Here is a 23130-nt window from a genome sequence, read left to right on the forward strand (position 1 = left end):
TCGTTAACGACTTGCTAACCATGCCGGTTTGCCTATGCTCGCCGCCGCGCGCGGGCACGCGCGCAGAGTGCCGATGAGACGAGCCCATGACGCGATTACCGACCCTGTTCCTGTCGCACGGCGGCGGCCCCTGGCCGTTCATGGAGGACCGGCGGGTGCAATATGCCAAAACCGCCGCGGAGTTCGGCCGGTTGCCGCAGCTTCTCCCGGAGAGGCCGAAGGCCGTGCTCGTCATCACCGGCCATTGGGAGGCCGATGCCTTCACCGTGTCGACCTCGCCGCAGCCGCCGATGGTGTACGACTATTACGGTTTCCCCGAGCATACCTATCACCTCAAATATCCGGCGCCGGGCCGGCCTGAGCTCGCGGCGCGGGTGAAGGCGCTGCTTGCCGGCGCGGGCGTCGATTGCCGGGAAGATCCCAATCAGGGTTTTGATCACGGCACTTTCGTGCCGCTCGGCCTGATGTATCCGAACGCCGACATGCCGATCGTGCTGCTGTCGCTGAAATCTGCTTACGATGCGGCCGAGCACATCAGGGTCGGCGAGGCGATCGCCTCACTCCGCGATGAAGGCATCCTGATCGTCGGCAGCGGGCTGACCTATCACAACATGCGCGGTTTCAACCGGCCGGAATCCAAGCCGGTCTCGTATGATTTCGAGGCCTATCTGAACGAGGCGATCAGCAACCCGGATGCGGGCCGCCGCAACGCGATGCTGGTCGATTGGGAGAGCGCGCCGAGCGCACGCCTGGCGCATCCGCGCGAGGACCATCTGCTGCCGCTGATGGTGGCCGCCGGCGCCGCCGGCAGCGATATCGGCAAGCGCGTCTTCGTCGACGAGGTCGCGGGTGTGGCGATGGCGTCGTATGTGTTTGGATGAATTCGTAGGGCGGATTAGCCCGCGGCTGCGCGAAGCGCAGTCCGCTGGCGTAATCCGCCGTCGTGCGGCATTAAGGTGGCGGATTACGCCTTCGGCTAATCCGCCCTACGGCATCCCGCGACCTCACCCGTATTTCAGCTTCATGAACAGGATGCCGCCGGCGAGCAGCATGGTGATGGCGTTGGCGGCGACCAGCGGCGCATCGCCCGAGAGCAGGCCGTAGATCAGCCAGAGCGCCAGCCCGAGCACCATGACCAGGAACATGCCGAGCGAGATGTCGCCGGTGGAGCGGGTCTTCCACACCTTGATGGCTTGCGGCGCGTAGGCCACGGTGGTGCAGGTGGCGGCGGCAAAGCCGATCAGCTTGATCACGAACGGGTCCATGCCGGCTCTATAGCATGGATTCGACGACGGTCATGCCTCAGGCACGCTCCGCCATGAGCCCGCGATAGAGCGCGGCATAGTCGCCGGCGCGGTTGCGCCAGGAGACGTCGGTCGCAAGGCCGTTTCGTTGCAGGCGCCGCCAGGTCGGCTTGTCGTGGAAGGCGGTGTTGGCCTTGCGCAAGCTGCCGGCGAGGGCAGCCGCCGTCACGGGTGCGAACTTGAAACCGGTGGCATCGCGGCCGGAGGCGTCGGCCTCGTTGATATCAACGATGGTGTCCTCGAGCCCGCCGACGCGTGAGACGATCGGAACGGCGCCGTAGCGCAGCGCGCAGAGCTGGGTCAGGCCGCACGGCTCGAAGCGCGAGGGCACGATCAGCGCGTCCGATCCGGCCTGGAGCAGGTGCGCCAAAATCTCGTCATAGCCGATCACGACGCCGATCCGGCCGGGATTGGCGCGGGCTGCGGCCTGGTAGCGATCCTGGAGATCGCGGTCGCCGCTGCCGAGCAGCGCGAGCTGCATGCCTTCGGCCAGAATGGTCGGAATGGCCTCGAGCAGCAGATCGAGCCCCTTCTGCCAGGACAGCCGGCTGATGACGCCGAGCAGCGGCGCCTCGTCGGAGGAATCGAGATTGAACTGCTGCTGCAGCACCGCCTTGTTCGCGGCCCGGAAGGTGAGGTCCTGGGCGCCGTAGCGGTAGGCGATGTGCGGATCTCCTTGCGGATTCCACACCGAGATGTCGATGCCGTTGAGAATGCCGCTCAGCACGTTGGCGCGTGCGCGCAACAGGCCGCCGAACCCCATGCCGCCTTCGTCGCTCTGGATTTCCTGCGCGTAGGTCGGCGACACCGTCGTGATGCGATCGGCGAATTGCAGGCCTGCCTTCAAGAAGCTGATGCCGCCGAAATATTCGATCTCGTTGACGTTGAACGCGTGCCAGGGCAGACCGATCGCACCGATCAGCTCGGGAGCGAACTTGCCCTGGTAGGCCATGTTGTGGATGGTCATCACGGTGCCGGGCCGCGGGCGGTTGTCATAGTGCAGATAGGCGGGCGCGAGCCCGGCCTGCCAGTCATGGGCGTGCACGACATCGGGCACGAAGGCGGGGACCAGGCCGTGGCCGATATCGGCCGCGATGCGCGACAGCGCCGCGAAACGCACGCCATTGTCCGGCCAGTCGACACCCTCGGTGGTGACATAGGGATTGCCCGGCCGCGCATAGAGATGCGGCACGTCGAGCACGAACAGGTCGAGCCCGTCATGGGAGCCCGCGAGCAGCCGGCCCGGCCCGCCGAAATAATCCGGCCAGCTCCGGATCTCCTCTGCGCTCGATACGAGCCGCATCACGTCGGGATAGCCCGGCATCAAGGTGCGCATCTCGACGCCATGCGCCTTCAGCGCGATCGGCAGCGCACCGGCGACATCCGCGAGGCCGCCGGTCTTGACGATGGGATAGACTTCGGAAGCGACCGCGAGGACGCGAACAGGCCTCATGTATTGAGCCTGTCGATCATGGGCTGGGTCACGAGCGAAATCCCCTGCTCGGTGGTGCGGAAGCGCTTGGCATCGAATTCGGGATCCTCGCCGATCACGAGTCCTTCCGGAATCTCGACGCCGCGGTCGATCACGACGTTCTTCAGGCGCGCGCCGCGGCCGACATTGACATAGGGCATGATGACGGCGTTCTCGACGTTGGCGTAGGAATTGATTCGCACGCCGGTGAACAGCAGTGACCGGCGCAGCGAGGCGCCGGAGATGATGCAGCCGCCCGAGACCAGCGAGCTCACGGCCTGGCCGCGCCGGCTCTCCTCGTCATGGACGAATTTCGCCGGCGGCGTGATCTCCGCATAGGACCAGATCGGCCATGAGCTGTCGAACAGATCGAGCTCGGGCACCACGTCGGTGAGGTCGATATTGGCGGCCCAATAGGCATCGACCGTGCCGACGTCGCGCCAATAGGCGCGGAGGTCGCTGCCGGAACGCACGCAGGAGGTGGAATATTGGTGCGCCATCGCGCGGCCGTTCTTGACGAGGTAGGGAATGATGTCCTTGCCGAAATCGTGGTTCGAGTTCGGGTCCTCGGCGTCGCGCTTCAGCTCCTCGAACAGGAACTTCGCGTCGAACACGTAGATGCCCATGCTGGCGAGCGACACGTCCGGCTTGCCCGGCATCGGCGGCGGATCCTTCGGCTTCTCCAGGAATTCCTGAATCCATCCGTTCTCGTCGATATGCATGATGCCGAAGCCCGAGGATTCCGCCCGCGGCATCTCCAGGCAACCGACGGTGACGTCGGCGCCGCTCTCGACGTGCTGGCGCAGCATCACCTCGTAGTCCATCTTGTAGATGTGGTCGCCGGCCAGCACGACGATGAAGCGGCAGGCGTGGGATTCGATGATGTCGATGTTCTGGTAGACCGCATCCGCCGTGCCGACATACCACATGTTCTCGGAGACGCGCTGGCTCGCGGGGAGGATGTCGAAACTCTCGTTGCGTTCGGGGCGGAAGAAGTTCCAGCCCATCTGAAGGTGCCGGATCAGACTGTGCGCCTTGTACTGGGTCGCGACCGCGATACGGCGGATGCCCGAATTGACCGCATTGGACAGCGCGAAATCGATGATGCGGGACTTGCCGCCGAAATAGACGGCTGGCTTGGCGCGGCGGTCGGTCAGCTCCAGGAGCCGGCTGCCACGTCCGCCGGCCAGGACGAACGCCAGCGCCTGACGGGCAAGCGGCTCGGGTCTCGCGGCACTCATGTCATCCTCCCCACTCACGCCCGGCGCAGGCCGAGGCTATTTGTCGCGAGAAGCCTCGCGCCATTGGAACCGATAGTAACGGTACGAATAGTCAATCGTGAAGTAGGTTGTTGGTTGCGAAGGCGGCAAGCTTAATGCTTTGCCTTGGCCGCAGGGCTGCGGCATCGCACCGGTGTCGCGAGGGGCAGAGCAGGCGCGTTGCGCGCTTCGCATGCCGGCGGCCGGCTCGCAGCGAGGCATGGACGAGGCTTGTGCGCCGCACGCAATCCGGGCTTGAAAATCCGGGCTTTGACTTGGCGCAAAGATGCCCGATCATGCTGCTGCGATCCTTTTCCAAGCGAAACGTCAGACAGGGAGCAAGTCGATGAGGATCTGGAAAACGGCAATTGCCTGTTCGGTCGCCGGCGTGGTCATGGCCGGCCAAATTCATCAGGCGGCAGCGGCCCCGCTGCCGACAAACGTCGCGACCATGAAGGCCGCGGTTGGCGACGACGTCGCGCAGGTGCATTGGCGCGGTCGCGGCTGGGGATGGGGCGGAGGTGGCCTCCTCGCCGGTGCAATCATCGGCGGCGCCATCGCCAGCAGCGCGCCTTATGGCTACGGCTATTACGGCGGCGGCCCGTATTACGGTGGCTATGGCTATGGTTATGCGCCCGCCTATTATGGCGGCTATGGACCGGGTTACGCCTATGGTCCGGGTTACGGTTATGGATATCGTTCCTATTACCGTCCCCGTCCGTACTACGGCTACCGCTATGGCTATTACCGGCCTCGCGCGTACTACCGTCCCTACTATCGCGGATATTGGTGATCGCGCAGAGCTAAAGCGAGAGCCACACGATCAGGCTCATGCAGGCGAAATGCGCGAGCACGATCGCGGGGAGATGCAGCGGGCCGGCCTTGAGGCGAGGCCGTCTCCATTCTGAGTGCGAAGGATTGAAGTCGAATTGAGTTCGGACAACAGCAGCGCTCTCTCCGTTCCCTCCCCCACAAGGGGGGAGGGGCAGGGAGGGGGGTGCCACACCGGGATTCTTTCCGTCGCGCTCCCATCCTCTGTGCGTCATCACTCGCACCTCTTCCTGGACTACCCCCCTCCCTAGCCCTCCCCCACAAGGGGGGAGGGAACGCATCTATGTTGGGGTGTTAAGTGTCATCCATTGGGGAGTTAATTCGATCCGGCGGCCGCAGCCGTAAAGCTGCGGTCGACGGCTTTGCTGACGTCGAGCTTCTTGGGCAGGATGCCGTAACGCGTCGAGCGGTCGGAGGCTTCCTGCACCTCCTTCACCACGTTCTCGTCGATCACGATCGGGCTGGTACGCTGCGCAGTATAGGCTGACAGCAGCACGTCCTCCGGCAGTTTGGTCAGCTCGGCGGTGTTCCTGGCATATTCGGAGACGTGATCCAGCGACCACAGACGCGCCTTGTTCAGCCGCTGCACCAGGTCCTGCACCGCCGCGCGCTTGGTGGCGATGGCGTTGTCGGAGGCGACGATGAAGGTGATGGTCGGCGTCAGGCCTTCGCCGTCGGCGATCACCCGCGCCTTGTCCTTCAGCGTGGCGAACGAGACGTAGGGCTCCCACACCGCCCAGGCGTCGATCGAGCCGGCGACCAGCGCGATCTTGGCATCGACCGGGCCGAGCGGCGCGAAGGTCGCGTCCTCGAGCTTGATCTGCGCCTTCTCCAGCGTCGCGTCGATCAGGAACTGGCCCCAGCCGGCGCGCGTGCCGGCGAGGCGCTTGCCCTTGAGGTCGGCGGCCGATTTGATCGGCGAGTCCTGGCGCACCAGGATGGCTTGCGTCTTCGCATCCGACCTGGTGCCGCCGATCGCCTTGATCGGCGCGCCGGCGGCGTAGACCGAGAGGAAGGAGAGATCGCCGGTGTAGCCGACGTCGAGCGCGCCGGCGTTGAGCGCTTCCAGGATCGGCGCCGCCGCGGGGAATTCCGACCATTCGATCCTGTAGGGCAGGTCCTTCGCATAACCGGAGATCTCGAGCAGCGAGCGGTTGCCGCCCTTCTGGTCGCCGACGCGCAGCACGACGGTGTCCGCGGCAAACGACGCGGCAGCCGTCGACAGCGTGATGGCGGCGGCGAACAGCGAAGCGGCGAGCCGGCGGGTGATGGAATGATCGTGGGAGTTGATGCTCATGTAGCCTGTCTTGTTGCCTGCTTGTGACTTGGCTCACGACGCGTGAGCGAGCGATGCAGCGAGACGATCAAGTCTATGATCGCGCGAAGTGCAGTCAATGAAATGGCCGTTCGTATTGCGCGTGCATCAGGCAAGGACGTTTCATCGAATCCCGGCGCGCGAGAACACGATGGTCTTGCGAGAGAAGGATGCACGGAATCGAAGCAGACGCGCGCTCGTGGCGATCGTCGGGAGCAACCGCATTCATGAAAATCGTTTCATCGTTCCCGCGCGCGCCGATGGAGAGAATGACCTCGCTTCGCATCACATTCGAAATTCCATTTCATTGACGATGCGGCGGGCGCGCCGCATGATTTGCGCATCGCATCAACGCGGCGCGACAAGCGCCGACGGAACAATTTTCTCTTAACGCAGCTCCGCACGGAACATGCGCAACGTGAAGCGTTGCGCCGACGGCGGAGCCGTGCCAGCGCAGGAGTGGGGACTGATGAACAACGACGACAAGCGCGGTGGACGGGGTCTCGATCGGCGCCATCTGCTCCAGGCCGGGCTTGCGGCGGCTTTCGCCGCGCCGCTCGGCGCGCTGGGCGCGCAGGCTTTTGTGCCGCGCGGGATTGCATCCGGCATCGACTTCTCGGAGTTTCCACTGTGCCGGACGGCGTCCGACGCGCCCGCGCTCACCGGCGCGCCTCGCAAGCTGAAACTGTCGTGGAATGCCGGCGCCGTCTGCCTCGCGCCCGTGCCTGTTGCGATCGAGCATGGCTTCTTCCAGAAGCACAATCTCGACGTCGAGCTCGTCAACTATTCCGGCTCGACCGACCAGCTGCTCGAAGCCATCGCGACTGGAAAGAGCGATGCCGGCCTTGGCATGGCGCTGCGCTGGCTGAAGCCGCTGGAGCAGGGCTTTGACGTCAAGATCGCCGCCGGCACCCATGGCGGCTGCATGCGCGTGCTGTCGCGCACCGACTCCAACGTGAGCAAGCTCGCTGATCTCAAGGGCAAGATCGTCGCGGTCGGCGATCTCGCCGGCCCCGACAAGAACTTCTTCTCGATCCAGCTCGCCAAGCTCGGCATCGATCCGGTCAAGGACGTCGACTGGCGCGCCTATCCCGGCAACCTCCTCAACGTCGCCGTGGAGAAGGGCGAGGTGCAGGCGTTCCTGTCGTCTGATCCGCTCGCTTATCTCTGGCTCAAGGACACCCAGTACAAGGAGGTCGCGTCCAATCTCGACGGCGAATTCCGCGAAAAGAGCTGCTGCATCCTCGGCCTGCGCGGCAGCCTGGTGCGGGAGGAGCCGCAGGTCGCGCGCGCCATCACGCAAGCGCTGCTCGATGCCGCGATGTTCACCTCGCAGAATTCGACGATTGCGGCAAAGTCGTTCCAGCCCTACGCGCCGAAGGCGGCCACGCTCGCCGATATCGAGGGCATGGTGCGCTACCACACCCACCATCATCATCCCGTCGGCGACGTGTTGAAGCGCGAGCTCAAGGCCTATGCCGACGATCTCAAGAGCGTGCAGGTCTTCAAGCCGAGCACCGACACGGCCAAATTCGCGGAGCGCATCTATGTCGACGTATTCGCTGTCTGACGGACTCGCCTCCGGCGCGCCGCGTCTTTCCCGCACGCCGCTGCTGGCGAGCTGGGCGAGGGAATCCGGCGTCGGCGTGCTCGCCAGCATCGCCTGGACCGCCTTCGGCCTGTCCTGCCTGTGGTGGGCGGATGTCGGCGACTGGTCGCGCACGCATTCGCTCGGCATCGCCGCCTTCGTCATCGCGGCCATCGCGCTGTTCGGAACCGTCGGTGCCGACTATCTGGGATCGGCGGGCAGGGCCCTGCATAAGCGCGCACCCTGGCTGGTCGCGCTCGGCGCCTTCCTGACGCTGTGGGAGGTCGCGACGGCAAAGTTCGCCTGGCTGCCGCTGCCGTTCTTCCCGCCGCCGCAATCGATCATCGAGGTCTATACCGACGATTTGCCAAAGCTGCTCGACAGCGTCTTCGCCTCGGTCAAGCTGCAGCTCGGCGGCTATCTGATCGGGGCTACGGTCGGCTTCCTGACCGGCGTCTCGATCGGCTGGTCGCGCGCGGTCGGCTATTGGGTGCATCCGGTGCTGCGATTCATCGGCCCGCTGCCGGCAACGGCCTGGCTGCCGATCGCCTTCTTCACGTTCCCGTCGAGCTGGAGCGCCTCGACCTTCCTGATCGCGCTGGCCACGGGCTTTCCCGTCACCGTGCTGACCTGGTCTGGTGTCGCGAGCGTCAGCAATGCCTATTACGACGTCGCGCGCACGCTCGGTGCCAAGCCGTCCTTTCTGGTGCTGAAGGTCGCGATCCCCGCGGCGTTGCCGCACGTGTTCGTCGGCCTGTTCATGGGGCTCGGTTCGTCCTTCGCCGTGCTCGTCGTTGCCGAGATGATCGGCGTCAAGGCTGGGCTCGGTTGGTACCTGCAATGGGCGCAGGGCTGGGCGGCCTACGCCAACATGTATGCGGCGCTGATCGTGATGTCGCTGCTCTGCTCCGGCGCGATCACGCTACTGTTTGCGATCCGCGATCGCCTCTTGGTCTGGCAGAAGGGGACTGTGAAATGGTAGCCGCAGCTCTCGCCGAAGCCGTCAAACACCCGGCTGCCGGCGCCGCGCTCGACATCGAGCAGGTCAGTCACGCCTTCGACATCGATGGCACTGAGCTGCCTGTTCTCAGCGACGTCAGCATTTCCGTGGAGCCGGGCGAGTTCGTCGCGTTGCTCGGTCCCTCCGGTTGCGGCAAGTCGACCTTGCTGCGGCTCGTCGCGGGCCTCGACAAGCCCAAGGCGGGACGATTGCGCGAGGACGAGGAGCGCATCAGGAGCCCGCATCCCTCGCGCGTGGTCGTGTTCCAGGATCCGACGCTGTTTCCCTGGCGGTCGGTCTGGGACAACGTCGCCCTGGGCCTCGAGGCCCAGGGCATTCTCAAGAGCCAGCGTCATCGTGTCGATGCCGCGCTCGATCTGGTCGGACTGGCGTCGTTCCGCAACGCCTATCCGCACCAGCTCTCCGGCGGCATGGCGCAGCGTGTCGCGCTGGCGCGTGCGCTGGTCAACGATCCCAAGATCCTGATCCTCGACGAGCCGCTGGGAAAGCTCGACTCGCTCACCCGCATCACCATGCAGGCCGAGCTCGTCTCGCTCTGGCAGCGCAAGGGTTTTACCACGCTGCTCGTGACCCATGACGCCGAGGAAGCCCTCGTGCTCGCCAACCGCGTCATCGTCTTCAGCGATCGTCCCGCACGCGTGAAGGCCGACATCCGTGTCGACCGGCCCTATCCGCGCCATCGCGGCGATCCCTATCTCGCCGATCTGCGCCGCCAGATCCTCGGCCTGCTGGGGCTGGACGCCACATGGTGACATCCGCAGCCAAGGGGCGCACGGCCCATAGCGAGCCCGACTACATCGCGCGTGCCGAAGCATTGGCCGAAGGTTTCGCGGCACGCGCGGCCGGGCATGACCGCACCGGCAGCTTCCCCTTCGAGAATTTTCGCGAGCTGTCCGAAGCGGGCTTGCTGTCGCTGACGGTGCCGGCAATCCATGGCGGTGCCGGCGCCGGTGCGCGCTACACCGCGCGCGTCATCGGCATCATCGGCAAGGCCGACCCGTCGACCGCGCTGGTGCTGTCGATGCACTACATCAATCATCTCGTGATGGCGCGCAGCCCGACCTGGCCGGCGCGGCTGTCGCGGAAGCTTGCGCGCGAGAGCGTCGAGGGCCTTGCGCTGGTCAATGCGCTGCGGGTCGAGCCGGAGCTGGGCTCGCCGGCGCGCGGCGGCCTGCCGGCGACGATCGCGCGGCGCACCGAGACCGGCTGGCGCCTCTCCGGCCACAAGATCTATTCGACGGGATCGCCGATCCTGAAATGGTATCTGGTCTGGGCGCGGACCGATGACGCCGAGCCGCGCGTCGGGCAATTCCTGGTGCCGGCGGGCCTGCCAGGCACGCGCATCGTCGAGACCTGGGACCATCACGGCCTGCGCGCCAGCGGCAGCCATGACGTCATCTTCGACGACGTCGTGATCCCCCTCGATGCCGAGGTCGACGTGCGCAAGCCGGCGGACTGGCGTGCGCTCGATATCACGCAGGCGACGGTCCACACGGTCTTCGTCGCGGCGCTCTATGACGGCGTTGCCCGTGCCGCCCGCGACTGGTTGATCACGTTTCTGAAGCAGCGCGTGCCCGCCAGCCTCGGTGCGCCGCTCGCGACCTTGGCCCGCGCACAGGAGATCCTCGGCGCCATCGAAGCCAGGCTCGCGGTCAATGCGCGGCTGATCGCCTCCTTCGCCGGCGATTTCGACGATGGCGTTGGACTCTCTGCCGGCGAATCCAACGTCATCAAGCTCACCGTCACCAACAACGCGATCGCCGTGGTCGAGGATGCATTGTCACTCACCGGCAATCACGGGCTCTCGCGCGCCAATCCGCTGGAGCGGCACTATCGTGACGTGCTGTGCGGGCGCGTGCACACGCCGCAGGACGATTCCACGCGCATCGGCCTCGGCCGCGCTGCGCTCGGGCTCTAAGAGATCAACAGGGAGACGATCATGTCGATCGAGTTCATCGGCTTCATCAGCAACAACAATTCGTCCGAGACCGTCGTCCGCGAGGGACCAGTGCTCAACCCCACCCACATCGAGACGGTGGCGAAGGCGCACGAGAATGCCGGCTTCGATCGCGCGCTGCTGGCATTTCATTCGACCTCGCCCGACGCGCTCCAGGTGGCGCAGCACGTCCTTGGCGCGACCTCCCGCCTCAACGTGCTGATCGCGCAGCGGCCCGGCTTCACCGCCCCGACGCTGCTGGCGCGGCAGTTCGCCGTGCTCGACCAGTTTTCGCGCGGCCGCGTCGCGCTGCACGTCATCACCGGCGGCAACGCCACCGAGCTCAGGCAGGACGGCAACACGCTCGACGACAAGGACGAGCGCTACGCCCGAACCTCCGAGTTCCTCGACATTCTGAAGCTGGAATGGACCAGCGACAAGCCGTTCACCTACAAGGGCAGGTACTATCAGGTCGAGAACGCCTTCTCGCAGGTCAAGCCGTATCGCCCCGAAGGCATCCGCGTCTATTTCGGCGGCGCCTCGGATGCGGCCATCGACGTCGCCGGCAAGCACGCCGACACCTTTGCGCTGTGGGGTGAATCCTACGCGCAAGTGCGCGACGTGACCTCGCGCGTCCACAACGCCGCTGTCAGGCAGGGCCGGCCGACGCCGCGCTTCAGCCTGTCGGTGCGTCCGATCATTGCCCCCACCGAGAAGCAGGCCTGGGAAAAGGCCGAGGAAATCCTGGCGCGCGCCAGCGCGCTGCAGGACAAGACCGGCTATCGCAAGCCGGCCGACGGCCATGCCACCGCCGGCGCACGGCGCCTGCTCGCGCTCGCCGACCAGGGCAGCCGGATCGACAAGCGGCTCTGGACCGAGATCGCAAAGCTCACCGGTGCCAACAGCAACACCACGGCGCTGGTCGGAACGCCCGAGCAGGTCGCCGAAGTCTTCGGCGACTATTACGACCTCGGCATCAGCCATTTCCTGATCCGCGGCTTCGATCCCTTGATCGACGCGATCGAGTATGGTCGTGAGCTGATCCCGCTGACGCGAGAGCTGGTCGCCAGGCGCCAGGCCGTGCGCGGCGAGGCCGCGGAATGATCCGTCTCATGCTGGCCGGCGCGCTGCTGTTCGGCTCGTTCGAGCTGACGGCAGCGCAAACCACTTTGCGCGTCGGCGACCAGAAGGGCAATTCGCAGGCCGTGATGGAAGCGGCCGGCGTGCTCAAGGACGTTCCTTACAAGATCGAGTGGAAGGAGTTTCCGGCGGCAGCCCCGCTGCTGGAGGCGCTCAGCGCGGGCGCGATCGAGACCGGGCTCGTTGGCGACGCGCCCTTCACCTTCGCCGCCGCCTCGGGCGCGCCGGTGAAGGCGATCGCCGCGATCCGGCAGACGCGCGAGGGGCTCGCGATCCTCGTGCCGGAGACGTCGCCGATCAAGAGCTTTGCCGATTTGCGCGGGAAGAAGATCGCAACCGGCCGCGGCTCGATCGGCCATCAATTGATCCTCGCGGCGCTGGAGAAGAACGGCTGGAGCGCGAGCGACGTGCAGATCGCGTTCCTGGCGCCCTCGGATGCCAAGATCGCCTACACGCAGGGTTCGGTCGACGCATGGTCGACCTGGGAGCCCTATGTCAGCCAGGAGGAGGTGCTGTTCAAATCGCGGCGCATCATCACCTCGGAAGGCCTGACGCCGGGCCTCAGCTTCCAGGTGGCGCGGCCTGACGCGATCAGGGACAAGCGCGCCGAGCTGACGGACTTCATCCGCCGCCTCACCGCGGCGCGCGCATGGTCGCTGAGCAATATCGACAGCTATGCCGCGACCTGGGGCAGGCTGATGAACATTCCGGTTGCCGTGCCGCAGAACTGGCTCTCGCGCGCAAAAATCCGCATCGCGCCGATCGACGACGGCGTCGTCGCGGACGAGCAGGGCACCATCGACCTCTATTTCCGCTGGGGCCTGATCAAGCAGAAGCTCGATGCCGCAGAGATCGTCGACCGCTCCTTTGCGGATGCGATTGCGAAGGCGGGGTTGTAACGAAGTCCTCGTGTCCCGGACGCGGTGCAGCGTGCAACGCTGCTCCGCAGAGCCGGGACCCATACCACGCAGGATGCTCTCGGAGAGATGGGCCCCGGCTCAGCAGCGCACCGCTGAAGAAGCGCTGCGCTGCGTCCGGGGCACGAGTTATCACTAACACTCAAGCATCCGTGAAGCAGGAAGAGCCCGTTCCAGCGCAATCGTCTCGCGCGACACGTTCCTTCTGCATTCTTCGCTCCCGACAACATCCTCATTGCTATTTGCATCCCACCTCTTGTGCCACGTCGTGCCCCCTCAAAAATCAATCCGACGACCACATCGGGAGACCGGCCATGGGCCTGCAAGAAACAAGAATCGAATCGCTTCCCTTCGTCACTGCCGAGCTCAACTATCTCGCGCCGACATCCGGCAAGCCGCGCACCTACGCTTTTGACCCGCCGCCCGGTGAGCCCAGGAGCACGTCGCTGCCGGAGCCACATCAGGTGCCGATCTTCGATGCGCGGCTGATCGCGCAAAACGTCTCGCTCGATCGCGAGGGCTTTGCGCTGGTGCGCCATCCGACGCAAGTGAAGGACTTTTACGACGACGCGGAGGTGAGGGCGGTCTACTATCCCGCCGTCGAGGCGTTCCTGCGGGCGACGCTGAAGGCGGACCGCGTCGTCATCTTCGACCACACCGTGCGCAGGCGCGTCGAGGGCGCGGCCGATATCCGCGGCGGTGGCCCGCGCCAGCCGGCGACACGCGTCCATGTCGACCAGACCGCAATCTCCGGCGCCAACCGCGTGCGCGAGCATCTGCCTGACGAGGCCGAAGAGCTGCTGAAGGGTCGCGTGCAGGTGATCAACCTGTGGCGTCCGATCCGCGGTCCATTGCGCGATTCACCGCTCGCCATGGCCGACGGCACCACGGTTGCGCCCGACGATCTCGTGGCGTCAGACCTGATCTATCCCAACCGCCGCGGCGAGACCTATTCGGTGAAATACAATCCCGATCATCGCTGGTTCTATTTCCCGGAGATGACACCGGACGAGGCGCTGCTGCTCAAATGCTACGATTCCGCAACCGACGGCCGCACCCGCTTCGGGCCGCACACCGCCTTCGTCGATCCGACCACGCCTGATGATGCCGCGCCGCGCGAAAGCATCGAGGTGCGCACGCTGGTTTTTCACAAACAGTAACAATGTGTGATGGCGCTGCCGGGATTCGTCCCGGCAGTTCCAGGAACTGAACGGAACAAACTGGCGTTTGCGCGACGGGTCTGGGCCAACCCGGAGCGGTGCCGTGCGCGCGCAGCCGACGCTATTGTTTTGTCTCGCTACTTTCTCGTTTTCACCATTTTCTGTTGCCCATGCCGAAAGCGGGCTCGCCTCCTATTACGGCTACGGAAAAGCCGGCAAGGGCGAGCTCACCTGCGCGCATCGGACGCGCCCGTTCGGCAGCGTGCTGAGGGTCTCCTATGGCAGCCGCACGATCCAGTGTCGCGTCAACGATCGCGGCCCGTTCATCCGCGGCCGTATCGTCGATCTCTCGGTGCCGGCTGCCCGGGCGCTCGGCATGATGAGTGCCGGCGTGGTGCGGGTCTCCGTGGAATAGGTCGGCCAGCGCGCTATAGTACCGCCCAAAGCAAGGGGGCACTATGGCTGGGATCAGGGTAGGACTCGTCGGCTGCGGCTTCGTGTCGGAGCTGCACGTGTATGCGTTCCGACGCGTCTATGGCGTGGACGTCGAAGTCGCGGCGGTGGCCGCGCGCGGCGACCGCGTCGTCGAATTCGCCGGCCGCCACACCATCCCGCGGGTCTATCGCAGCTTTGCCGATCTGATCGCCGACCGCGAGATCGACGTCGTCGACATCTGCACCCCGCCGAATCTTCACGCGGAAATGATCGTCGCGGCGATGCAGGCCGGCAAGCACGTGATCTGCGAAAAGCCGTTCGCCGGCTATTTCGGCCGCGACGGCGACGAGCAGCCGATCGGCAAGCGCGTGCCGAAGGCGCTGATGTATGAGCGCGTGCTGGAGGAGATGGACAAGACGCGCGCCGCGATCGAGCGCAGCGGAAAGCTCTTCATGTATGCCGAGGACTGGATCTACGCGCCGGCCGTGACCAAGACCGCGGAGATCATCAGGGCAACCCGCGACAAGATCCTGTTCATGAAGGGCGAGGAGAGCCATTCCGGCTCGCACGCGGCCCATGCCGCGCAATGGGCGATGACCGGCGGCGGCTCGCTGATCCGCATGGGCTGCCATCCGCTCTCGGCCGTGCTGTATCTGAAGCAGGTCGAGGCCAAGGCGCGCGGCGAGAGCATCCGCGTGGCCAGCGTCACCGGCGATGTCGGCAACGTCACAGCCGGCCTCAAGCCGGAGGAGCGCACCACCATCAAGGCCAATCCCGTCGATGTCGAGGACTGGGGCACGCTGACAGCGACGTTCTCGGACGGCACCAAGGCCACCGTGTTCTCCGGGGACATGATCATGGGCGGCGTGCGCAATCTGGTCGAGACCTACACGTCCGGCGGCTCGCTGTTCGCCAACATCACCCCGAACACTCATCTGATGAGCTACCAGACCTCCGAGGAGAAGCTCGCCAGCGTCTACATCACCGAAAAAGTCGACCGCAAGACCGGCTGGCAATATGTCTGCCTCGAGGAAGAATGGACGCGCGGCTATTTGCAGGAGATCCAGGACTTCATGGAATGCGTCGCGACCGGGCGGCAGCCGCTGTCCGACCTCGCGCTCGCCTATGAGACGATCAAGGTGAACTACGCCGGGTACTGGGCCGCGGAGGAGGGGCGACGGGTGGTGTTGTGAAGCAGCTCATCACCGCAGCGGAGGTGTGCTCCCTCTCCCCGCAAGCGGGGAGAGGCGAAGTGCCTACGCCCCGTAGGTCGAGCCCTTCGGCAGCGGGAACACCGGGTCTTGCGTCCGGATGTTGGTCGGCCACACCACCGAGATGTGCTCGCCGGCGTTCTGCATCACCACCGGGGTCGAGCGTTCGTTCTGGCCGGACAGCGGCGTGCCCGGCGGGAAGAATTTGACGCCATAGCCCTGGATGGTGCCGCCGGCGGGGATGTCGACGTCGAGCGCCGCCTTGCGGATCGCTTCGGGCTCGAAGCTGCCGTACTTCTCCTTGGCCACCGGCAGCACGTTGTTGAGCAGCACCCAGGTCTGGTTGAAGCCCATCGAGCAGTGCGGCGGCACGTCGGTGGCGCCGGTCTTGGTCTGGTAGCGCGAGACCATGGTCTTGATCAGATCGCCCATGCCCGGCGCGAGCTTTGCCGCATCGAGCAACTGCGCCGGCACCGGATCGATGTTGCAGAAATTGTCGATGTCGGGGCCGAAGGTGGCGCGCAGCTTGTCGAGCTGGCTGTAGCCGGCGCCGGCCCCGAACAGCATCTTGAAGCGCAGGCCGCTCTCGCGGGCCTGACGCAGGAACAGGGTGATGTCGGGGTTGTAGCCGGCATGCGAGATCACATCGACCTTGGCCCGCTTGAGCTTGGTGACGAGCACCGAGAGGTCGGGCGCGGACGCCGAATAGCCCTCGCGCATCGCCACCTGGATGCCGGCCTGCTTGGCATAGGCCTCGTCGGCAGCGGCGACGCCGACGCCATAGGGGCCGTCCTCGTGGATCAGCGCGACCTTGACGTCCTTTGCCTCCATGCCGAGCTTGCCTTGCGCATGCTCGGCGATGAAGCCGGCGAAGGCCTGGCCGTACTGGTCGGAATGGATCTGCGCGCGAAACACGTATTGCAGGTTCTTGTCCTTGAACACGGCGGTCGAGACCGCGGTCGTGATCCAGAGGATCTTCTTCTGCTGCTCGACCTTCGCCGCCATCGGCACCGCATGCGCGCTGGAATAGACGCCGTTGATGATGTCGATCTTCTCCTGGCTGATCAGCCGCTCGGCCTCGTTGATGGCGACGTCGGCCTTGCTCTGGGAATCCGCCGCGACCGGCACGATCTTGGTCTTGCCGCCGATGCCGCCCTTCTCGTTGACGAGGTCGATGGCGATCTGCGCGCCGACCGAGGAGGCGACCGAGCCGCCGGCAGCGAACGGGCCGGTGAGGTCGTAGATCAGGCCGATCCGCAAATTCTCGGCCTGCGCCTGGGCCCTGGTCCAATCGAGGCTGAGTGTGGCGGCGGCAGCCGCCGTACCCTTCAGCAGCTGCCTGCGTGAAGTCGGCATCCTATCCTCCCTCAAAAACCGTCTTATGATTGGTTGTTATCTTTTCGCGAAGTATGCGGAGCGGGACGGCGGAAAGTCAACATCGCGAAAGTCGGGGTCCGTCAGTAGCGCCATAGAACGCAATTGCGAAATGACCGCGAGGCGACCGCATCCGACAATCGTCGCGCTACTGCTTCAAGCGCCGCGCCAGATAATGCGCGGTTTTTCCGCCGGCCTTGGCAACCTGGTCCGGCGTTCCCGATGCGACGATGCGGCCGCCCTCGTCGCCGGCACCGGGGCCGAGATCGATGATCCAGTCGCTGTGCGCCACGACGTCCATGTCGTGCTCGACCACGACGATGCTGTTGCCGGCATCCACGATCCGTTCCAGCTGCGCGATCAGCCGCTCGACATCCCGTGGATGCAGACCGGTGGTCGGCTCGTCCAGGACATAGAGCGTATGGCCGCGTTGCGGACGCATCAGCTCGGTCGCCAGCTTGATGCGCTGGGCTTCGCCGCCGGACAACTCCGTGGCGGACTGGCCGAGCCGGATATAGCCGAGCCCGACCTCGCGCACGACCGACAGCGACCGGCTCAGCGCGGAATCGTCACGGAAGAACTCGAAGGCCTCGTCGACGCGCATCGCCAGCACATCCGCGATGGATTTTCCGCGGATTGTCACCTCGAGCGTCTTGTCGTTGTAGCGGGCGCCCTTGCAGGTCGGGCAGGGCGCGTAGACGCTGGGCAGGAACAGCAGCTCGACACAGACGAAGCCTTCGCCCTCGCAGGTCGCGCAGCGTCCCTTCGCGACATTGAACGAGAAGCGTCCGGCATCGTAGCGGCGGGACTTTGCCTGCGGCGTTGCCGCGAACAGTTTTCGGACATGATCGAACAGACCGGTGTAGGTCGCAAGATTGGATCGCGGGGTGCGGCCGATCGGCTTCTGATCGACGACGACGAGGCGGTTGATTTGGTCAAGGCCGGCAACGATCCTGCCGCCCAGTGTCTCGACCGTCGGGGCCAAGCTGTCGTCGTCGGCGTCAGTGGCGAGCGTATGGCCGAGATGCGCGGCAACGGTATCGACGAGGAATTGGCTGATCAGGCTCGATTTGCCGGAGCCCGACACGCCGGTGATGCCGGTGATGACACCGAGCGGGATGTCGACGTCGAGGCCGCGCAAATTGTTGCGGACCACGCCGCGGAGCTTCAGATGTCCCTTCGGGTCGCGGCGCACCGTCGGCAGCTTCTGTCGCGGACGTGCGAGGTAATGCGCGGTTCGCGATTGCGCGATGTCACCGAGCCCTTCCGGTGGCCCGCTGTAGAGGATGAGCCCGCCGCCGTCGCCGGCGTCAGGCCCGACATCCACCAGCCAATCGGCGTGGCTGATCACCTCGATCTCGTGTTCGACCACGAAGATCGAGTTGCCGGCGTGCTTCAGCCGGTCCAGCGCCCGCAGCAGCGCCTCGGTGTCGGCGGGATGCAGGCCCGCTGACGGCTCGTCGAGCACGTAGACGACGCCGAACAGGTTCGAGCGGACCTGCGTCGCAAGCCGCAGCCGCTGCAACTCGCCCGGCGACAGCGTCGGCGTGCTGCGTTCGCAGGCGAGATAGCCGAGTCCGAGGTCGAGCAGGACGGCGAGGCGCGCCGACAGATCCTCGCAGATGCGCCTGGCGACGACGGTCTTCTCCGATCTGTCTGTCGAGGCTTCTGCGAACGGCTTGACCAATTCCTGCAATTGCTTGAGCGGCAGGTGCGACATCTCGGCGATGTTAAGGCCGGCGAACCTGACCTTGAGGGCCTCGGGCTTGAGCCTTGTGCCGTGGCAGGTCGGGCAATCCCGCGTGATCATGAATTGCGCGACGCGGCGCTTCATCATCGCGCTCTCGGACTTGGCGTAGGTTTGCATCACGTAGCGCTTGGCGCCGGTGAACGTGCCCTGATAGCTGGGTTCTTCCTTGCGGCGCAGGGCACGTTTGACCTCGGTGGCGTCATAACCGGCATAAACCGGCACGGTCGGCTGCTCATCCGTAAACAGGATCCAGTCGCGGTCTTTTTTAGGAAGTTCGCGCCAGGGCTTGTCCACGTCGTAGCCGAGCGTCGTCAGGATGTCCCGGAGGTTCTGCCCCTGCCAAGCGCTCGGCCAGGCCGCGACGGCGCGCTCTCGGATCGTCCTGGTGTCGTCGGGCACCATCGACTTCTCGGTCACGTCGAGCATCCGGCCAATGCCGTGGCAGGTCGGGCACGCCCCCTCGGGCGTGTTCGGCGAGAACGCTTCCGCGTAGAGCATCGGCTGTCCCCGCGGGTAATCGCCGGCGCGCGAATAGAGCATCCTCAGCAGATTCGAGATGGTGGTGACGCTGCCGACGGACGACCGCGTCGTCGGTGCCCCGCGTTGCTGCTGGAGCGCAACGGCGGGCGGCAGGCCTTCGATGTCGTCGACTTCAGGGACTTGCATCTGGTGGAACAGCCGCCGCGCATAGGGCGACACCGACTCCAGATAGCGCCGCTGCGCCTCGGCGTAGATCGTTCCGAAGGCGAGCGAGGATTTCCCGGATCCCGACACGCCCGTGAACACGACGAGGGCGTTGCGGGGAATGCGAACGTCGACGTTTCTCAGGTTGTGCTCGCGCGCGCCCCGGACGTGAACGAAGCCGTCGTCCTGGGTCAGGCTCTCAGTCTGCTCTGGTCGATCATCCATCTCGCGCCTCTAACCCACACGGGGGGTAACGACAAGATCGCAGGATGGGTCCTCCGGTGCCAGCGTGGGCTTTGGTTTCTGCACAAAGCGAAGGCCCGCCGCGGTAAACGCGACGGGCCCTGCTGGATGTGTTGGCTTGCCGGTGCCGACCGGACTCTCGCCGCACCTCAGACGATGAAATCCCTGGCGTTGAGATCGGCGGCGTGAATGCCGTCCAGCGTGATCGTGTCGTTGGCGGTCAGGTGGATCACCGCATTTCCGGAGCTGTCGTCGCTGATCAGGCTTTTCAGCTCGGCCCAGCCTGCAAAGCCGTAAGCGTGGACGTCGATCACATCGTGCTCCAGCGCCGTGCTGCCGGCCGCCTTGTTGCCCTGATCGAAATCGTTGATCACGTCCTGGCCCGAGCCGGCGTTGAACACGAACAGATCGTTGTTCGGCCCACCCCACAGCTGATCATTGCCGCCCCCGCCGTTCAGGAGGTCGCGGCCGCCGGTGATCGAGCCGGCCGCGGAAGGCGCGTAGGTGTTGGCGTCACCATACAGCCGGTCGCCGCGATCGCTGCCCATGAGGATGTCGTTGCCGCCATGCGCGCTGCCTGACATGCTCGAGGCATCGCCGAACAGGGTGATCGACGTCGAGTCAGGGTTGCCGGCGACGGCTGCGATCAGGATGTCGTCCCCGCCGCGGGCATTGTCGCTCATGTAGTCGCTGTCGCCGAGGAGCGATGCACCGCCGGACCGCGCATCGGCGCCGACGGTGTAGATGAGGATGTCGTTGCCGCCGCGTGCATCGCCGGTCATGGTCACCAAGGCATCACCTGATATCGACGCGTTGCCAGAGACGCCGGCCTGGACCACGCTGACGAAGTCGTTGCCGCCTTCAGCGTTGCCGCTCATGAGCGATCCGGAATCGCCGCTGAACGCGCCATACGATCTGTCGCCCATCTCTGCCGTGATGAGGTCATTGCCGCCCTTGGCGTCGTCTCTCATCGCGATCTCGGCGTCGCCGGAGAGATAGACGCTCGCATAGGTCGTGTTCGAGGCCTCGACGTGCAGCACGTCGTTACCGCCATGGGCCTGATCGGACATGATCTGCGCGTCGCCGTCAAAAGACACATAGGGCAAGCGACCCTCGACCGTCGCAACCAGAAGGTCGTTGCCGCCATGCGATCGGCCCTCCAGGATCGACTCGTCACCGACGAACAGCAGGCTGCTGGGGCCGCCATCGACTGTTGCGATCATGATGTCGTTACCGCCGCGGCCGTCGACCGGCAGGCCGGGGTCTCCGAACGCGATCACGAGTTCATCACTTCCGACACTGACGATGATCGTGTCGTTTGGCATATGGCGCATCGCGTAGGCTCCCAGTCCATGTCAGGCGCGGATCGCGCCGAGCGTCACGCCCGCGCACCGCGCTGCGGCCTTGCCGCGTCACGCATCATCTTTGGTTTGATGGCGGAGATTGGCCTGCGATGCAGCTTGATTGCGGCCGAGGAACCGCATCGGAGGATGCGCGTCGTCAAGCTGTCATGAAACGCAGGTGCGCCGGCATGTTTGCGGCGATCGATCCACCGGATAATGCCGCAGACAAGCAGCAGGGCGCCGGCGGTGATGCCGGCGCCCTGCTTTGACTTGCCTCGTCTCAGCCGGGCCCTGCGCCTTGCGTCGCCGTGAACACCGCGTAGAGCGACTGGCTCGCGGCCATGAACAGGCGGTTGCGCTTGGGGCCGCCGAAGGTGATGTTGCCGCACACCTCCGGCAGGCGGATGCGGCCGAGCAGCTTGCCCTCCGGTGACCACACCGTCACGCCGTTGTAGCCGACGGCGCGGCCGGCATTGCTGGAGGCCCAGACATTGCCGTTGACGTCGCAGCGCACCCCGTCCGGCCCGCACTTCACGCCGTCAATCACGCAATCGCTGAACTTCTTGGGGTTGGCGAGCTTGTTGTCAGCTCCGACGTCGAACACGAAGATCTCGCCCTTGCCGCCCGGGCCGCTGTCGCCCGGCCCTTTGCCGGTCGAGGCGACGTAGAGCTTCTTGTAATCAGGCGAGAAGCACAGCCCGTTGGGATCGGGCACCTGCTCCTCGGTGACGACGAGGTCGATGCGGCCCGAGGGGTCGATGCGATAGCAATTGGTCGGCAGCTCGCGCTTGCCCGGCTGGAAGCCGGCCGGCTGTCCGATCCGCGGATTGAGCTTGCCGCCCGCATTGCTCGGACCGCCCGCCGCGTCCGGCTCGCCTTCGTAGAGTTGACCGCCATAGGGTGGATCGGTGAACCAGTAACTGCCGTCGGGATGCGCGACGACGTCGTTCGGCGAGTTCAGCTTCTTGCCGTTGTAATTGTCGCAGAGCACGGTGGCGGTGCCGTCATGCTCATAGCGCGTCACCCGGCGGGTCAGGTGCTCGCAGGAGAGCTGGCGGCCCTGGAAGTCGAATGAATTGCCGTTGGAGTTGTTGGACGGCGTGCGAAACACGCTGACGCGACCGTCATCCTCGCTCCAGCGCATCTGCCGGTTGTTGGGAATGTCGCTCCACAAGAGATATCTTCCTTGCGCGCTCCACGCCGGGCCCTCGGCCCACAGCACGCCGGTGTACAGGCGCTTGATCGCGGTGTTGGGCTGCGCGAGATCGTTGAAGGAGGGATCGACCGCGATGATATCGGGGTCCCAGAAATAGGTGGTCGGCGCGCCATGGGGGCCGAAATCGCGCGGCGGGGTGGTGATGGTGGTCGGCGGTGCGGCGGGTCCGGTCTGAGCCAGCGCGGGGCCGGCAATCGTGGCCGCCGCGCCGAGCGCAAGCCCCCGGACAAGTGTTCGTCGTGAAAGCGCAGCATCCTGCTCACGCTGCTCGTGGTCACGAGCCGTGCGGTCACGAGCCTCTTGGCGTGTCATCGCGTCCTCCCAATGATGTCGCTGACCGGTTGATCCGGCCGAGCGGAAGCGGAGGTTAATGCGGTCCGCCGCCGGTTGCGAGAGGAATAGAATTCTTCCGTGCGGTTGTGAGCCGCAATGTCGTCATATTCGAATGCGCTGAAGAAAAAGCCGTGTCGAAGCCATGATTTCGCGCGGATTGCCACGCAAGAACCGGCCGGTCAGATGCACGGAGTTGAATGTGGGTGGCGTCATCGTATTGATCGTGTTGCTTGGGATCGCGTTCGCGGCCGGCTATTTCACGCGTGATCACATCTCCAGCAAACGACGCGCGGAAGCCCGCCGCTGGCGCGAATATTCCGAGCCGGATTGGCTTGCCGCCAACGCGCCCGCCAACACCAACGAGGTCGCGAGCGTGATCACGGCAATCCCTGTCGTCACCGGCGAGCTCGGCCAGATGCTGACCCGCTGGGAAAGCAGAGCCCGCGCCCGCCGCGCGGGATAGGGCGAAGCTTGGAGGTTCTCGTAGCCCGGATGGAGCGCAAGCGTAATCCGGGACGGCTCGCCCGGCATTTTGCACTGTCCCGGATTGTGCTTCGCTCCATCCGGGCTACGGGACTGTGCCTGTGTCGCCCGCTGTC

21 protein-coding genes are annotated in these 23130 nt (G+C 65.3%); 13 read left to right on the forward strand and 8 right to left on the reverse strand.

Annotated features, from left to right (window positions below):
- Nucleotides 1-86 precede the first annotated feature (86 nt).
- The gene (locus tag AABA86_RS06905; protein ID WP_212249762.1) at nucleotides 87-881 is read left to right on the forward strand and encodes a DODA-type extradiol aromatic ring-opening family dioxygenase; all 795 of its coding nucleotides are present in this window, start codon (nucleotides 87-89) and stop codon (nucleotides 879-881) included.
- A 123-nt stretch (nucleotides 882-1004) separates the two neighbouring features.
- Here AABA86_RS06905 and AABA86_RS06910 read toward each other — a convergent pair whose 3' ends face one another.
- From AABA86_RS06910 to glgC, 3 genes are read right to left on the reverse strand one after another with little or no spacing between them, the layout of a single operon-like run.
- A complete protein-coding gene (locus tag AABA86_RS06910; protein WP_028145410.1) occupies nucleotides 1005-1265 on the reverse strand; it encodes a SemiSWEET transporter in 261 nt (86 codons plus the stop codon).
- A 37-nt stretch (nucleotides 1266-1302) separates the two neighbouring features.
- The gene (glgA, locus tag AABA86_RS06915) at nucleotides 1303-2757 is read right to left on the reverse strand and encodes a glycogen synthase GlgA (RefSeq protein WP_338306271.1); all 1455 of its coding nucleotides are present in this window, start codon (nucleotides 2755-2757) and stop codon (nucleotides 1303-1305) included.
- A complete protein-coding gene (gene glgC, locus AABA86_RS06920; protein ID WP_338306272.1) occupies nucleotides 2754-4016 on the reverse strand; it encodes a glucose-1-phosphate adenylyltransferase in 1263 nt (420 codons plus the stop codon). Before glgC ends, glgA begins: the two co-directional genes overlap by 4 nt.
- 364 nt (nucleotides 4017-4380) lie before the next feature.
- Between glgC and AABA86_RS06925 the strand changes: the two genes are divergently transcribed.
- Nucleotides 4381-4827, forward strand: coding sequence for a hypothetical protein (locus tag AABA86_RS06925; RefSeq protein ID WP_212249756.1), 447 nt, complete (start codon nucleotides 4381-4383; stop codon nucleotides 4825-4827).
- A gap of 354 nt (nucleotides 4828-5181) precedes the next feature.
- On the opposite strand, the gene AABA86_RS06930 is transcribed toward AABA86_RS06925, so the two are convergent.
- On the reverse strand, nucleotides 5182-6162 hold the full coding sequence (locus tag AABA86_RS06930) for an ABC transporter substrate-binding protein (RefSeq protein ID WP_338306273.1): 981 nt from the start codon (nucleotides 6160-6162) through the stop codon (nucleotides 5182-5184).
- Between the two features lie 97 nt (nucleotides 6163-6259).
- Here AABA86_RS06930 and AABA86_RS06935 point away from each other — a divergent pair, with 97 nt between their 5' ends.
- The 10 genes from AABA86_RS06935 (at nucleotide 6260) to AABA86_RS06980 (ending at nucleotide 15570) form a co-directional block, all read left to right on the forward strand.
- Nucleotides 6260-6571 (forward strand): hypothetical protein, encoded by a 312-nt coding sequence (locus AABA86_RS06935; protein ID WP_338306274.1) that lies wholly within the window; start codon nucleotides 6260-6262, stop codon nucleotides 6569-6571.
- A gap of 78 nt (nucleotides 6572-6649) precedes the next feature.
- Entirely contained in the window at nucleotides 6650-7750 is a 1101-nt protein-coding gene (locus tag AABA86_RS06940) for an ABC transporter substrate-binding protein (protein ID WP_338306275.1), read from the forward strand.
- Nucleotides 7728-8750: an ABC transporter permease gene (locus AABA86_RS06945; protein ID WP_212249749.1), complete on the forward strand. Its 1023-nt coding sequence runs from the start codon at nucleotides 7728-7730 to the stop codon at nucleotides 8748-8750. The genes AABA86_RS06940 and AABA86_RS06945 overlap by 23 nt, the downstream gene beginning before the upstream one ends.
- Complete coding sequence (locus AABA86_RS06950; RefSeq protein ID WP_212249747.1) at nucleotides 8744-9541, forward strand: ABC transporter ATP-binding protein; 798 nt, start codon at nucleotides 8744-8746, stop codon at nucleotides 9539-9541. Before AABA86_RS06945 ends, AABA86_RS06950 begins: the two co-directional genes overlap by 7 nt.
- Nucleotides 9535-10707: an acyl-CoA dehydrogenase family protein gene (locus AABA86_RS06955; RefSeq protein WP_338306276.1), complete on the forward strand. Its 1173-nt coding sequence runs from the start codon at nucleotides 9535-9537 to the stop codon at nucleotides 10705-10707. Before AABA86_RS06950 ends, AABA86_RS06955 begins: the two co-directional genes overlap by 7 nt.
- Before the next feature lie 21 nt (nucleotides 10708-10728).
- Nucleotides 10729-11829: an LLM class flavin-dependent oxidoreductase gene (locus tag AABA86_RS06960; protein WP_338306277.1), complete on the forward strand. Its 1101-nt coding sequence runs from the start codon at nucleotides 10729-10731 to the stop codon at nucleotides 11827-11829.
- Nucleotides 11826-12764: an ABC transporter substrate-binding protein gene (locus AABA86_RS06965; RefSeq protein WP_338306278.1), complete on the forward strand. Its 939-nt coding sequence runs from the start codon at nucleotides 11826-11828 to the stop codon at nucleotides 12762-12764. The genes AABA86_RS06960 and AABA86_RS06965 overlap by 4 nt, the downstream gene beginning before the upstream one ends.
- 332 nt (nucleotides 12765-13096) lie before the next feature.
- Complete coding sequence (locus tag AABA86_RS06970) at nucleotides 13097-13942, forward strand: CmcJ/NvfI family oxidoreductase (RefSeq protein ID WP_338306279.1); 846 nt, start codon at nucleotides 13097-13099, stop codon at nucleotides 13940-13942.
- Between the two features lie 103 nt (nucleotides 13943-14045).
- Nucleotides 14046-14357 carry a septal ring lytic transglycosylase RlpA family protein gene (locus AABA86_RS06975; RefSeq protein ID WP_212249743.1) on the forward strand — a complete coding sequence of 104 codons (312 nt, stop codon included), beginning with the start codon at nucleotides 14046-14048 and terminating at the stop codon, nucleotides 14355-14357.
- A 43-nt stretch (nucleotides 14358-14400) separates the two neighbouring features.
- A complete protein-coding gene (locus AABA86_RS06980) occupies nucleotides 14401-15570 on the forward strand; it encodes a Gfo/Idh/MocA family protein (RefSeq protein WP_212249742.1) in 1170 nt (389 codons plus the stop codon).
- Nucleotides 15571-15633: 63 nt separating this feature from the next.
- On the opposite strand, the gene AABA86_RS06985 is transcribed toward AABA86_RS06980, so the two are convergent.
- From AABA86_RS06985 to AABA86_RS07000, 4 genes are all read right to left on the reverse strand, one after another.
- Nucleotides 15634-16944 (reverse strand): ABC transporter substrate-binding protein, encoded by a 1311-nt coding sequence (locus tag AABA86_RS06985; protein ID WP_212249741.1) that lies wholly within the window; start codon nucleotides 16942-16944, stop codon nucleotides 15634-15636.
- A gap of 166 nt (nucleotides 16945-17110) precedes the next feature.
- Nucleotides 17111-19621: an excinuclease ABC subunit UvrA gene (uvrA, locus tag AABA86_RS06990; protein WP_338306280.1), complete on the reverse strand. Its 2511-nt coding sequence runs from the start codon at nucleotides 19619-19621 to the stop codon at nucleotides 17111-17113.
- Between the two features lie 167 nt (nucleotides 19622-19788).
- On the reverse strand, nucleotides 19789-20973 hold the full coding sequence (locus tag AABA86_RS06995) for a calcium-binding protein (RefSeq protein ID WP_338306281.1): 1185 nt from the start codon (nucleotides 20971-20973) through the stop codon (nucleotides 19789-19791).
- 289 nt (nucleotides 20974-21262) lie between these two features.
- Entirely contained in the window at nucleotides 21263-22510 is a 1248-nt protein-coding gene (locus AABA86_RS07000) for an SMP-30/gluconolactonase/LRE family protein (RefSeq protein WP_338306282.1), read from the reverse strand.
- Between the two features lie 220 nt (nucleotides 22511-22730).
- Here AABA86_RS07000 and AABA86_RS07005 point away from each other — a divergent pair, with 220 nt between their 5' ends.
- Nucleotides 22731-22994 (forward strand): hypothetical protein, encoded by a 264-nt coding sequence (locus AABA86_RS07005; RefSeq protein WP_212249733.1) that lies wholly within the window; start codon nucleotides 22731-22733, stop codon nucleotides 22992-22994.
- Nucleotides 22995-23130: the final 136 nt, after the last annotated feature.

The organism is Bradyrhizobium sp. TM233 (assembly GCF_036247965.1).
Classification (GTDB): domain Bacteria; phylum Pseudomonadota; class Alphaproteobacteria; order Rhizobiales; family Xanthobacteraceae; genus Bradyrhizobium; species Bradyrhizobium ottawaense.